The sequence below is a fragment of the Agromyces humi genome (assembly GCF_009720255.1).
Classification (GTDB): Bacteria; Actinomycetota; Actinomycetes; order Actinomycetales; family Microbacteriaceae; genus Agromyces; species Agromyces humi.
Genome location: NZ_WJSP02000079.1, coordinates 1 through 12,579 on the forward strand (window position 1 = coordinate 1; position 12,579 = coordinate 12,579).

At 70.8% G+C, this 12,579-nt stretch carries 14 protein-coding genes and 1 pseudogene; 4 read left to right on the forward strand and 11 right to left on the reverse strand.

Annotated elements, in window-relative coordinates:
* The 3 genes and pseudogenes from GH736_RS09110 to GH736_RS09120 form a co-directional block, all read right to left on the reverse strand.
* A pseudogene (locus GH736_RS09110) lies at positions 1-230 on the reverse strand (thiol reductant ABC exporter subunit CydD); the annotation flags it as partial.
* A gap of 4 nt (positions 231-234) precedes the next feature.
* Positions 235-1,239 carry a cytochrome d ubiquinol oxidase subunit II gene (cydB, locus tag GH736_RS09115; protein ID WP_159602313.1) on the reverse strand — a complete coding sequence of 335 codons (1,005 nt, stop codon included), beginning with the start codon at positions 1,237-1,239 and terminating at the stop codon, positions 235-237.
* A 12-nt stretch (positions 1,240-1,251) separates the two neighbouring features.
* Positions 1,252-2,664 carry a cytochrome ubiquinol oxidase subunit I gene (locus tag GH736_RS09120; RefSeq protein WP_159602315.1) on the reverse strand — a complete coding sequence of 471 codons (1,413 nt, stop codon included), beginning with the start codon at positions 2,662-2,664 and terminating at the stop codon, positions 1,252-1,254.
* Positions 2,665-2,764: 100 nt separating this feature from the next.
* Between GH736_RS09120 and GH736_RS09125 the strand changes: the two genes are divergently transcribed.
* From GH736_RS09125 to GH736_RS09135, 3 genes are read left to right on the forward strand one after another with little or no spacing between them, the layout of a single operon-like run.
* Positions 2,765-3,136 carry a BlaI/MecI/CopY family transcriptional regulator gene (locus tag GH736_RS09125; RefSeq protein WP_159602317.1) on the forward strand — a complete coding sequence of 124 codons (372 nt, stop codon included), beginning with the start codon at positions 2,765-2,767 and terminating at the stop codon, positions 3,134-3,136.
* Positions 3,137-3,138: 2 nt separating this feature from the next.
* Positions 3,139-4,086, forward strand: coding sequence for a M56 family metallopeptidase (locus GH736_RS09130; protein ID WP_159602319.1), 948 nt, complete (start codon positions 3,139-3,141; stop codon positions 4,084-4,086).
* A gap of 39 nt (positions 4,087-4,125) precedes the next feature.
* Positions 4,126-4,812, forward strand: a complete 687-nt coding sequence (locus GH736_RS09135) for a DedA family protein (protein WP_159602321.1) — start codon at positions 4,126-4,128, stop codon at positions 4,810-4,812.
* Here the strand turns inward: GH736_RS09135 and GH736_RS09140 are convergent.
* The 5 genes from GH736_RS09140 to GH736_RS09160 all read right to left on the reverse strand — a co-directional run bounded on the left by GH736_RS09140 (position 4,809) and on the right by GH736_RS09160 (position 8,761).
* The gene (locus tag GH736_RS09140; RefSeq protein WP_159602323.1) at positions 4,809-5,735 is read right to left on the reverse strand and encodes an ABC transporter substrate-binding protein; all 927 of its coding nucleotides are present in this window, start codon (positions 5,733-5,735) and stop codon (positions 4,809-4,811) included. The two genes, GH736_RS09135 and GH736_RS09140, sit on opposite strands and share 4 nt — an antisense overlap.
* Positions 5,732-6,475 carry an ABC transporter permease gene (locus tag GH736_RS09145; RefSeq protein WP_159602325.1) on the reverse strand — a complete coding sequence of 248 codons (744 nt, stop codon included), beginning with the start codon at positions 6,473-6,475 and terminating at the stop codon, positions 5,732-5,734. The genes GH736_RS09140 and GH736_RS09145 overlap by 4 nt, the downstream gene beginning before the upstream one ends.
* A complete protein-coding gene (locus tag GH736_RS09150) occupies positions 6,472-7,158 on the reverse strand; it encodes an ABC transporter permease (protein WP_159602327.1) in 687 nt (228 codons plus the stop codon). Before GH736_RS09150 ends, GH736_RS09145 begins: the two co-directional genes overlap by 4 nt.
* Positions 7,155-7,967 carry an ABC transporter ATP-binding protein gene (locus tag GH736_RS09155; RefSeq protein ID WP_159602329.1) on the reverse strand — a complete coding sequence of 271 codons (813 nt, stop codon included), beginning with the start codon at positions 7,965-7,967 and terminating at the stop codon, positions 7,155-7,157. The genes GH736_RS09150 and GH736_RS09155 overlap by 4 nt, the downstream gene beginning before the upstream one ends.
* Positions 7,968-8,098: 131 nt before the next feature.
* On the reverse strand, positions 8,099-8,761 hold the full coding sequence (locus tag GH736_RS09160; protein WP_235933914.1) for a TetR/AcrR family transcriptional regulator: 663 nt from the start codon (positions 8,759-8,761) through the stop codon (positions 8,099-8,101).
* A gap of 108 nt (positions 8,762-8,869) precedes the next feature.
* On the opposite strand from GH736_RS09160, the gene GH736_RS09165 reads away from it, so the two are divergent.
* A complete protein-coding gene (locus GH736_RS09165; protein ID WP_159602333.1) occupies positions 8,870-9,928 on the forward strand; it encodes an App1 family protein in 1,059 nt (352 codons plus the stop codon).
* Positions 9,929-9,993: 65 nt separating this feature from the next.
* On the opposite strand, the gene GH736_RS09170 is transcribed toward GH736_RS09165, so the two are convergent.
* The 3 genes from GH736_RS09170 to hisD form a co-directional block, all read right to left on the reverse strand.
* A complete protein-coding gene (locus tag GH736_RS09170; protein ID WP_159602335.1) occupies positions 9,994-11,061 on the reverse strand; it encodes a quinone-dependent dihydroorotate dehydrogenase in 1,068 nt (355 codons plus the stop codon).
* 84 nt (positions 11,062-11,145) lie between these two features.
* Entirely contained in the window at positions 11,146-11,619 is a 474-nt protein-coding gene (gene nrdR / locus GH736_RS09175; RefSeq protein ID WP_159602337.1) for a transcriptional regulator NrdR, read from the reverse strand.
* Positions 11,620-11,662: 43 nt separating this feature from the next.
* Positions 11,663-12,579, reverse strand: a 917-nt coding sequence (hisD, locus tag GH736_RS09180) for a histidinol dehydrogenase (protein WP_159602339.1), incomplete at its 5' end; no start/stop codon positions are given.

Sequence of the window (12,579 nt, forward strand, 5' to 3'; positions counted from 1 at the left end):
CAACCCCAGGCGCCGAGCGCCCGGGCGGATGCCGCTACGACGAGGACGCCGACGAGCGGCCACGCCTGAGGCATCCGCATGCCGTCGATGAGCCCTGCCACGAGTGACGCGAGCGCCCACGCGAAGCCGATGATGGCGGCGGCCTGCACGGCGGCCAGCACCGCACCGGCGGCGAGGAACCGCCGCGCGGCGCGCGACCGGCGGACGAGTCGGGGATCGAGGGGCTTCACGTGCTCAGTGCGCCGCAGCCTCGATGGCGGTGCGCGTCACGCGCTTGCGGAAGACCCAGTACGTCCAACCCTGGTAGGCCAGCACCAGCGGGAGGGCGACGAGCGCCAGCCAGCTCATGACGGTGAGCGTGTACGGCGTGCTCGACGCGTTGGCGATGGTGAGGCTGTTCGCCGGGTCGTTCGAGGCGGGCATGACGTCGGGGAAGAGCGACGCGAACAGTGCGAACACCGCGGCGGCGATCGTGATCGCGAACAGGATGAACGCGCGGCCCTCGGCACCACGACCGTTGGCCAGCCACCCGGCGACCAGGGCGACGGCCGCGACCCCCGCGAGGATCCAGAACCATGGCGTGCCGGACGCGAGGCCGGTCCAGAGGAGGAAGACGGCAGCGACGACGATCGTGACGACGCCCGACCGAGTCGCGAGCCGGCGCGCGCGCTCCCGCAGGTCGCCCTCCGTCTTCAGCGACACGAACACCACTCCGTGGGTGAAGAAGAGCAGCAGCGTGGTGAGCCCGCCGAGCAGCGCATAGGGATTGAGCAGGTCGAACAGCGTGCCCGTGTAGTTGTGGTCCGCGTCGAGCGGCACGCCCTGCACGATGTTCGCGAACGCCACTCCCCAGAGCAACGCCGGCACCGCCGACCCGACGACGATCATGCCGTCGAACCATTCCTTCCACCTCGACTCGGGGCGCTGGTGGCGGTACTCGAACGAGACCCCGCGCGCGATCAGCGCGAGGAGGATGAGCAGCAGGGCGAGGTAGAAGCCGGAGAAGAGGGTGGCGTACCACTCCGGGAAGGCCGCGAACAGCGAGGCGCCCGCGACGATCACCCACGTCTCGTTGAGGTCCCACACGGGGCCGATCGTGTTGATGAGCACGCGCCGGTCGGTGTCGTCCCTGCCCAGGAACGGCAGCGACATGCCGACCCCGAAGTCGAAGCCGTCGAGCACGAAGTAGCCGACGAAGAGGAAGCCGACGATCCAGAACCAGAGCACCGAGAGATCCATGGTCACGTCCTCCTAGTACACCGTGGCGGCGGGTTCGATGCGGCCTGATTCGGGATCGGGCTCGCCGACCTCTGGCGGGCCCTTCCGGATGGCCCGGAGCACGAGGCGCACCTCGACGACCGCGAGCGTGCCGTAGATCAGCGTGAAGGCGACGAGCGAGATGAGCACCTCGAGGCCCGTCACGTTCGGCGACACGGCCGAGGCCGTCGGGAGCAGGCTGAAGACGATCCACGGCTGTCGGCCCATCTCGGTGAAGATCCAGCCGACGATCATCGCCGCGAGCGAGAGCGGGAAGCTCCAGATCGCCGCCTTCCAGATCAGCGGATGCCGCGGCATCCGGCCCCTGCGCGTGAGCCACAGGCCCACGACCGCGACGAGCACGTGCAGCATGCCGAGCCCGATCATCCAGCGGAAGGCCCAGTACGTGATCCAGATGATCGGCGAGTAGTCGCCGGGACCGTACAGTGCCGTGTACTCCGCCTGGAGGTCGTTGATCCCCTCGACGCAGCCGTCGAACGTATGCGTCGAGAGGAATGAGAGGAGGTAGGGCACGCGGACCGAGAAGAGCTCGGTGCTGCCGTCGGGCGTGCCGAGGGTGAACAGCGAGAACGAGGCATCCGCGCCGCAGACCGTGTCGTAGGTGGCCTCGGCCGCGGCCATCTTCATCGGCTGGGTCGCGACCATCGCGAGGCTGAGCTGGTCGCCGAACACCGTGGTCAGGATGCCGGCGCCGACCATCACCCAGAGGCCGAACTTCAGGGCCGGCCGCATCGTGTCGAGGTGCTGGTTGCGGGCCAGGTGCCATGCGGCGGCGCTGATGACCAGGCCCGCGGCCACCATGAAGCTGGCGGCGATCGTGTGCGGGAACGCGGCGAGAGCGACCGGGTTGGCGAGCAGCGCCCAGATGTCGACGAGCTCGGCCCTGCCCTTGTCGGCGTTCATCTCGTAGCCGACCGGATTCTGCATGAACGCGTTCGCGGCGATGATGAAGTACGCCGACAGGATCGAGCCGATCGCGGTGGCCCAGATCGTCGCGAGGTGCAGGCCCCGCGGCAGCTTGTCCCACCCGAAGATCCAGAGGCCGATGAACGTGGCCTCGAAGAAGAACGCGAGCAGGCCCTCCATCGCGAGGGGCGCCCCGAACACGTCGCCGACGAAGCGCGAGTACTCCGACCAGTTCATGCCGAACTGGAACTCCTGCACGATGCCCGTCACCACGCCCATGGCGAAGTTGATGAGGAAGATCGACCCGAAGAAGCGGGTGATGCGGAGGTACTCCGCCTTGCCGGTGCGGTACCACGCGGTCTGGAAGACGGCGGCGGTACTGGCGAGGCCGATCGTGAGTGGAACGAAGAGGAAGTGGTAGACGGTGGTGAGGCCGAACTGCCAACGAGCGAGCAGCAGCGGGTCGAGCAGTTCGTTCACGGATGCCCCTTCCCAGTCGTTCCGCCATGTGTACTACACGACGTAGAACATCCTTCTACACAGCGTAGAACAATTCGAGGGAAGCCGGTAGTCTGGAGACATGGCGAGTCTCGGCGAGTTGGAACGCTCCGTGATGGAGGTGCTCTGGACGAGCGACGTCGCGCTCACGGCGAACGAGATGCGCGACGCGCTCGCGCTGCGCGACGACGCCGCGCGCATGGTCGCCACGACGACGGTGCTGACCGTCCTCTCGCGGCTCGAGCGCAAGGGCTTCGTGTCCCGTTCCCGCGACATGCGTCCGCACCGCTACCGGGCGCTGCTCAGTCGCGAGGAGCACACCGCCGAGCTCATGCACGAGGTGCTCGACCGTTCTGCCGATCGCGACGCCGCCCTGGCCCGCTTCGTCGGCACCGCCAGCGCGGGCGAAGCGGCCACCCTGCGCCGCCTGCTCGACGAGCTCGCGCGCCACTGACCATGCTCGCCGTCTCGGCGGTGCTCGGTGTCCTCGCCATCGCCCTGGCGTGGCCCGTGCCGGTCGTGCTGGCCCGTGCCGACTGGCCGTCGCGCGCACCGGCGGCCGCCCTCGCACTCTGGCAGGCCATCGCGCTCGCGGGCGGGCTCTCGATGATCGGATGCCTCCTCGCGTTCGGGTCCGCGCCGGCCGGCTCGCTCCCCGCTGCGGTGGCGGCGCTCGCACCGTACCTCCTCACCGGCCCCCTGCCCGCCGGCTTCGGCGTCGCCGAGATCGCCGCCCTCACCCTCGCGGTGGCCATCGCGCTGCTGCTCACCCTCAACCTGGCGCTCACCGCCGTGCGCGCCGAGCGGGAACGACGCCGGCAGCACCAGCTCATCGGACTGCTCAGCCATCCGATGCCCGGCGACCCGCGCACGCGCGTGCTCGCACATCCGGTGCCGCTCGCGTACTGCGTGCCGGGCATCCGCACCGCGACCGTGCTGACGGACGGCCTCATCGACGTGCTCACGGCCGACGAGCTCACGGCGGTGATCGCGCACGAGCGCACCCACCTCGATCAGCTGCACCACCTCGTGCGGCTCTCATTCCGGGCCTGGCACAGCGCGATCCCCTGGTTCCCGATCGCGAATCGAGCGGAGCACGCCGTCATCACCCTCACCGAGATGCTCGCCGACGACGGCGCCCGGCGAGCCGTCGGCACCGGGCCCCTCCGAGGGGCACTCGAACGCGTCGGGGACGCCGGTGAGTCGGGCGCGTCCCTCGACGGAACGTCGGGCGCGGACTCCGACGCTGCGATGCTCGCCGCGCGCCTGGGTCGCCTCGACGAGCCGGCGACCCCGCCTCCGGCCGACCCACGTGGAGTGCGCGCTGCCGCGCTCACGGCATCGGCCGTGCTCGTGGCCGTCCCCCTGGTGGGGTACGCCGTGATCCTCGGAATCGTCCCCTAGTCTGACGCGGCCGCACGACCGCGTCGATACGCTCGGAGCGTGAACGAGCTCCTCGACTGGATCCTCGACGTGGTGCAGGCCGTGGACCCGGTCGCCCGCACGCTGCTCGCCGGGATCGGGATCCTCCTCGAGACGTCCGTGCTCATCGGCCTCGTGGTGCCCGGCGACACGATCGTGCTCGTGGCGTCGACCGCCGTCGACGGCGTCGGCCAGTACTTCGCACTCGTGTTCGCCGTGATCGCGGGAGCCCTCGCGGGTGAGAGCATCGGCTTCGGCCTCGGGCGCTGGTTCGGCCCGCACATCCAGCGCTCCCGGCTCGGGCGGCGCATCGGCGAGGAGAACTGGGCCAGGGCGCAGCGCTACCTCGATCGACGCGGCGGGCCCGCCGTGTTCATCTCCCGGTTCCTGCCCGTGCTGCACTCGCTCATCCCGCTCACCGTCGGCATGAGCACCATGCGGTACCGCAAGTTCATGGCGTGGACCGTGCCCGCCTGCGTCATCTGGGCCTTCGCCTACGTCACCGTCGGATCGGCGGCCGCCGGCGGCTACCGCGAGCTCAGCCGTGACCTGCACTGGGCCGGCTACCTCTTCGTCGCCGTCATCGCGGTGTTCCTGCTCGCCGTGTGGGGGGCGAAGAAGCTCATCGTGCGGCTCGAGGCGCGCCACATGGCCGAGGGGCCGGACACCGAAGCATCCGACCCCCCGAGCGTCTCGCGCGAGCCCTAGAAGAGCGCCTTGTCGGCGAGCCAGTCGCTCGCGATCTGGTCGGCGGACTCCTGCTCGTTCACGCTGAGGGCGTTCAGGGCCACCAGATCCTCTGCCGTGAGCGCGGCGCTCACGGTGTTGATGATCTTCGCGATCTCGTCGGTGACCTTCTCGCTCACCACGGGCACGACGTTCGATGCGAGGAAGAGGCCCTCGGGGTCTTCCAGCGTGACGAGGTCGTTCGCGGCGATGTTGGGGTCGGCGCTGTAGATGTTCACCATCTGCACCTGGTTGTCGACGAGCGCCTTGAGCGTGAGCGGGCCGCCGCTGTCTTCGATGGGCGTGAACGCCACGTCGACGCCGTACACCGACTTCAGGCCCTCGGGTCCGTACGGACGGGTGGCCAGCTCGGAGTTGCCGCCGAGCGTGATGGGCGTCGACACGTTCTTCAGGTCGGCGAGGCTCTTCACGTCGTTCTCGTCGGAGAACGTCTTGGTCACGTTGTACGAGTCCTGGTCGGTCGCCGGCGACTGGTCGAGCACGCGCAGCCCGTCGGGCAGGGAGGTCTCGAGCTCGGCGTAGACGTCGTCGCTCGTCGTGGCGGCCGTGTCGGGCACGTAGTACTGGAGGAGGTTGCCCGTGTACTCGGGGAACACGTCGATGGCGCCGCTCTCGATCTCGGGGATGTACACCTCGCGCTGGCCGATGCGGAGGTCGCGTTCGACCGTGTAGCCGTTCTCCTCGAGCGCCTGGGCGTAGAGCTCGGCGATGATCTCGTTCGAGTAGTAGTCCTGCGAGCCGACGACGATCGTCTCGGACGAACCGCCGCCGTCAGAGGATCCGCTGTCCAGCGGATCGCCCGAAGAACACCCTGCCAGGGCCACTGTCGCCCCGACCACGACCGCTGCCAGGGCAACGAGCCGGCCTTTTCCTGCTGTGATCATTCCTGATTCCCTTCGGTGATGGGTCGCCCCATGGCCGCCCTGGACCGGGACGGCCCTGAGCGGAGCTCTGAGCCCCGAGCCGCCCGCACACCGTGCGGGACGACGAGGCGTTGCGTGATCGCGAACAGGCCGTCGATGGCCAGCGCGAGGATGATGACGAGGATGGAGCCGCCCAGCATCTCGGCGTAGTCGCGTGTCTTCAGGCCGGCGAAGATGTATCGCCCGAGCCCGAAGTCGGCCACGTAGGCGGCGAGGGTCGCCGTCGCGATGATCTGCAAGGTGGCCGAGCGGATGCCGCCGACGACGATGGGCATGCCGAGGGGCAGCTCCACCTTGCCGATGATCTGGTCCTCGCGCATGCCCATCGCCCGGGCGGCGTCGATCGTGCGTCGATCCACCGACTCGAGGCCGGCGTAGGCGCCGGCGAGCAGCGGCGGGATCGCGAGGATCACGAGGGCGATGACGGGCGCCTGCAGCCCGATGCCGAGCCACAGCGCGAACAGGGTGAGCACGCCCAGGGTGGGGAGCGCCCGGAGCCCGCCCGAGACCATCACCGCCGGTTCCTTGCCCCGCCCCGAGTGGCCCACGGCCACGCCGGCGGGCAGGGCGATGATCGACGCGATGACGAGCACGACCGCGGAGATCAGCAGGTGCTGCCCGATGCGCTCGGGGATGCTGCCGACGCCCGTCCAGTTCGCGGGATCGAGGATCCAGGCGATGCCGTCGAGGAAGAGGTTCACGCGGCATCCACCCGTTCGACGCGCTCGATCGACCGTCGCCGATGGGCCGCGTCGGGACGCGACCACGGCATGAGGAGGCGGCCGATGCGGACGCAGGCCCAGTCGAGCGCCAGCGCGAGCACGATCGTCGCGACGATGCCCGTGAAGATCTCGGCCTGGATGCCGCGCTGGAACCCGTCGGTGAACAGGCTGCCGAGGCTCTGCACGCCGATCACCGCCCCGACCGTGGCGAGGCTCACCGTGCTCACGATGACGACGCGGAGGCCCGAGACGAGCACCGGCCCCGCGAGCGGCAGGTCGACCCCCCAGAAGCGACCGGTGGAGGAATACCCCATCGCCGTCGCCGACTGGCGCACGTCGGGCTCGACCGAGTCGAAGGCGTCGGCGGCCGTGCGCACGAGCACGGCGATGCCGTAGAGCGTGAGGGCGATGACGAGGTTGAGCGGCGACCGCAGGCTCAGGCCCGTGATGGGCGGCAGCGCCACGAACAGCGCGAGCGACGGAATGGCGTAGAGCAGACCGCAGAGCGACAGGAGCACGCCTCGCGACCACCGGTAGCGGTGCGCGAGCCATCCGATCGGGACCGACGCCACGAAGCTCAGTATGATCGCGGGCACCGACAATGCCAGGTGCACGAGCATCAGCTCGCCGACGAGGTCGAGGTTCGACCAGAGCCAGTTCACGGGGCGAGGACCCCGGCTGGACGGCCGTCGGAATCGACGACCACTCGGCGGCCGTCGACGTCCGTCAGGTGCAGGGCCCGCTTCCCGCGGTCGGCGCCCACGAAGTCGGCCACGAACGCGTCGGCCGGTCGCGCGAGGATCTCGGTCGGCGAGGCGGCCTGCGAGATCTTCCCGCCGCGCTGCATGATGACCACCTGGTCGCCGAGCAGGAACGCCTCGTCGATGTCGTGGGTCACGAAGACCACCGTCTTGCCCAGCTCGCCCTGCAGCCGCAGCAGCTCCTGCTGCAGCTCCGCCCGGACGATCGGGTCGACCGCGCCGAACGGCTCGTCCATGAGCAGGATGTTCGGATCCACGGCGAGCCCGCGCGCGACGCCGACCCGCTGCTGCTGGCCTCCCGAGAGCTGGCTCGGGTAGCGGTCGGCGAGCGAACGGTCGAGGCCGACGGTGTCCATGAGCTCGAGCGCGCGATCGTAGGCCTGGCGCTTGGCCGTGCCGCGGAGGAGCGGCACGGTCGCGACGTTGTCGATGACCGTGCGGTGCGGCAGGAGGCCCGAGTTCTGCATGACGTAGCCGATCCCGCGGCGCAGCTGCACCGGGTCGACCGTCGCGACATCCGTGCCGTCGATGAGCACCTGGCCGCCGCTGGGGTCGACCATGCGATTGATCATGCGGAGGAGCGTCGTCTTGCCCGACCCCGACGACCCGACCAGGACCGTCGTCTTCCTGGGCGGGATCACGATGTCGACGTTCTCGACCGCGACGGTGCCGTCGGGGAACTGCTTGGTGACGCGGCGGAACTCGATCATTGGCTGCCTCACTCGTCTCGGGTCGTCGCCCGGAAGCCGGAGTCCAAGCCAAACACCATTCCCCGGTCAGGGCAACGCGTTGACACTCGGCGCGTCACATGAAGAAGGTACCCCGCGCCCGAGCCGTCGGATCAGGCGGCGGAGCTCGCGGCCCGGGCCTCGCCGAGGTGCTCGGCGAGGTAGTCGTGCACGAGGCGCTTCGCCTCGGCGAGGTAGCGGTCGTCGCCGACCGGCTTGCGCTCGAACGCCCGGCTGATGAGCGCGTCGCCGAGCTCGATCGCCACGCCCAGCCGGAAGCGCAGTTCCTCGGCATCGGCGACGCCGCCGAACTCCGCCTCGATGAGCCTGGCGAGGCGGTGCGCGAACTCGGGCTCCACGTCGCCGTCGGCCGTCTCACGCCGCCCGGCGTGCACGACGCTGAATCCGGGCTCGTCGCGGTAGAGGGCGGCGAACGCGTCGAGCGAGACGTCGACCACGTCCCACCACGTCGCGAGCTCGGTGCGCTCCATGTCGTCGGCGACGCGCTCGCGGAAGCGTCGGATCGACCGCTCGCGCAGGGCGTGGAGCACCGCGACGCGGTCGGGGAAGTAGCGGTAGACGGTGCCGATCGAGGCGCCGGCGCGCTCGGCGACCATCTGCGTGGTGAGCCGCTCGAACCCGGTCTCGTCGACGATCTCGGCAGCAGCGTCGAGCAGCGCGTCGAGCCGCTGCGTGCTGCGCCGCTGCGTCGGCTCGGTGCGCACCGCGACCCTCCGGCTCGGATCGGCCCCCAGGATCAGGTCGATATTCGGCACGGAACCTCCCTTATTTGCGGGGTCCACTCTACCGGCCGGGCCGACGTCCATCCGACCACTGCGTGCCCGTGTTTTCGGCCGGAAGCACCCCCATGACAGACTGAGTGGATGCCGGCGAGTCCCCCAACCCCGGCCGGATCTCGCGAACGCCAGGTCCGGCACCGTGCCGCGCGCCTCGAAGACTGGCTGCACGACCTCCGGGAACGCTGGGCCCGCCGACGCGGGCACGTGCCGACCGTCGTGCCGTACACCGGCTACGGGTCCACGGAATGGGTGCGCGTGCTCTGCCGGGTGCTGCTCAGCCGGCCCATCGCCCCCGACGAGCCGTCCAAGCGTCGGCGCAAGCGACGCGAGCAGGGCATCAGGGGCTGGCGCAGCTTCACGAGCGTGCCCGTGGGCGACGTGCCGGTGATCATCGAGATCGGCGGTGAGCGCATCGAGGTGCTCGCCGACCGCGGCGGCGTGGTCGACACGCGCATCCCCGTCTCGCTCTCCCCGGGCTGGCACCAGGCGACCCTGCGCACCGAAGGCTCCGAACCGGTCGAGGCTCCGATCTGGATCGTCGGACCCGACGTGCACTTCGGCATCATCTCCGACGTCGACGACACCGTGATGGTGACCGCGCTCCCCCGCCCGTTCGTCGCGTTCTGGAACACGTTCGTGCTCGACGAGCACGCGCGCATCCCCACACCCGGCATGGCCGTGCTGTATGAGCGGCTGGTGCGCGCCCATCCCGGCGCGCCGGTCATCTACCTCTCGACGGGTGCGTGGAACGTGGCGCCGACCCTCACGCGCTTCCTCTCCCGCAACCTCTACCCCGCAGGGCCGCTCCTGCTCACCGACTGGGGTCCGACGCACGACCGCCTGTTCCGGAGCGGTCGCGCGCACAAGGAGGAGAACCTCCGCCGACTGGCCGAGGAGTTCCCCGACGTGCGCTGGCTCCTCATCGGCGACGACGGGCAGCACGATGAGGAGCACTACGCGAACTTCGCCGCCGAGCATCCCGGACGCGTGGCCGCGGTGGCCATCCGCGAGCTCTCGACGGGTGAGGCCGTCCTCGCGGGCGGTCGCTCCAAGGCGGAGCAGCACGGGGCCGACGTGCCCTGGGTGTCGGCGAGCGACGGCTCGACGCTGGCCGACCGGCTCGGCGAGCACGGGCTGCTCTGAGCCGGAGCCCGCGCGCGCCCGGCGACTCAAGCGACCACGAGGCAGTGGGGCGAAGGGCGGACGATTCAGGCGCCGGCAGGCGCCGCGACATCCGATCGACCGGAGGACCGGCGGATGCGCGCGAGTCCGCGATTGACCTGGCGTGCCCAGAGCGGGCCGCGGTAGATAAAGGCCGAATAGCCCTGCACGAGCGTGGCGCCCGCGTCGAGGCGGGCCTGCACGTCCTCGGCGGTCTCCACCCCACCCACCGAGATCACGCAGAGGCCGGCGGGCACGTTCGCGCGAACGAGGCGCAGCACCTCCATGGACCGCGCGGCGAGGGGCGCGCCCGAGAGCCCGCCGGCGCCGATGCGCTCGACCTCCGCCGCCGAGGCGGTGAGCCCGTCGCGGGAGATCGTCGTGTTCGTGGCGATGATCCCGTCGAGCCCCAGGCGCGTGACCAGCTCGCAGATGCGCACCACCTCGTCATCGGCGAGGTCGGGGGCGATCTTGACGAGCAGCGGGGTCGTGCCGGCGATCGCCCGCACGGCCTCGAGCAGGGGCGCCAGCGCATCGAGCTCCTGCAGGCCCCGCAGGCCGGGCGTGTTCGGCGAGCTGACGTTGACGACGAGGTAATCCGCGAACGGCGCCAGCACGCGGGCGCTCCGTTCGTAGTCGGCCACGGCGTCCTCGACCGCGGTGACGCGGCTCTTGCCGATGTTCACGCCGAGCACCGGGCGGTGCGACCGACGGGCGAGCCGCGACAGGCGGCCCACCGCGGCATCCGCCCCGCCGTTGTTGAAGCCCATGCGGTTCACCAGTGCGCGGTCGCGGACCAGGCGGAACAGCCGGGGCCGCTCGTTGCCGGGCTGGGCGACGGCCGTGATCGTGCCGACCTCGACGTGTCCGAAGCCGAGGTTGCCGAGCCCGCGCACGGCGAACCCGTCCTTGTCGAAGCCCGCGGCGACGCCGAACGGCGACGCGAACCTGCGACCGAGCGCGTGCACGGCGAGCGACGGATCGGGCCGAGTGGCGAGTTCGACGAGCCGGCCGAACCCGAGCGCCGGCAGCATCCTGATGACCCGGAATGCGAGGTGGTGCGCGTCTTCGGGGTCCATGCGGGACAGGACGAGGGAGAAGAGGAGTCGATACATGCCGGGACTCAGGCTATCGGAGGTGCGCGGACGCGCCGGACGATGCGGAACCGTCGACGTCATGCTGCGACGCCGCGGGGCACCTCACTCGACGGGTCGAGCCGGCAGCCGCCCGTGCTCGGCGCGGAGCTGGCCGATCGCCGACTCGAAGTCGTCGAGGGACTCGAACGCCTGGTACACGCTCGCGAAGCGCAGGTAGGCCACCTCGTCGAGCTCGCGCAGCGGCGGCAGGATGGCGAGCCCGATGTCGTTCGCCTCGATCTGCGACGCGCCCGTGGAGCGGATGGTCTCCTCGACCTTCTGCGCGAGCACGGCGAGGTCGGAGTCGGTGACCGGTCGACCCTGGCACGCCTTCTTCACGCCCAGCACGACCTTCTCGCGGCTGAACGGCTCGATGACGCCGCTGCGCTTGATGACCGCGAGGCTGGCGGTCTCCGTCGTGGAGAACCGGCGGCCGCACTCGGGGCACTGCCTGCGGCGCCTGATCGAGAGTCCGTCATCACTCGTGCGCGAGTCGATGACGCGGGAATCCGGGTGACGGCAGAACGGACAGTACATGGTGCTCCCAGCCTAGCGGCGCGGCGACGCCCGGCCTCCGCGCTCAGCGCTCGAGGCGCGCCGTGACGGCCTCGCCGTGGGCAGGCAGGTCCTCCTCGGCCGACAGTGCGGCGATGACCGGGGCGACCTCGCGCAGCGCCTGCTCGTCGTAGCGCACGACCTGCTGTGGGCGCAGGAACGTCGCGGCCGACAGCCCGGCGGTCGATCGGGCCTGCCCGCCCGTCGGCAGCACGTGGTTGGACCCGGCGGCGTAGTCGCCGAGGCTGACCGGCGAATACGGGCCGATGAAGATCGCGCCGGCGTTCTCGATGCGGGCGAGCACGGCGTCGGTGTCGCGCACCTGGATCTCGAGGTGCTCGGGTCCGAACGCGTTCGAGAAGTCGGCGGCGCGCTCGAGGTCGTCGACGAGCACCACGGCCGACTGCACACCCTCGACGGCGGTGCGCACGCGGGCGGCGTGCTTGGTGGCGGCGACGCGCACCTCGAGGCGGTCGCGGACGAGGTCGGCGAACTCGGCGGAGTCGGTGACGAGCACGGATGCCGCGAGCTCGTCGTGCTCCGCCTGGCTCACGAGGTCGGCGGCGACGAGATCGGGGTCGGCCGCGTCGTCGGCGATGACGAGGATGTCGGTCGGGCCGGCCTCGGCGTCGATGCCGGTGACGCCCTGCACCAGTCGCTTCGCCGCGGCGACGTACACGTTGCCCGGGCCGGTGACGCGCTGCACGGGCTCGAGCCCGATCTCGGGGACACCGTACGCGAACGCGCCGATCGCCCCCGCGCCGCCCATGGCGTACACCTCCGTGACACCGAGGAGCGCGGCCGCCGCCGCGATCGTGGGGTGGATGCGGCCGCCGAACTCGGCCTGCGCCGGTGAGGCGAGCGCGATCGACCGCACGCCCGCGACCTGCGCCGGCACGACGTTCATCACCACGCTCGACGGGTACACCGCCTTGCCCCCCG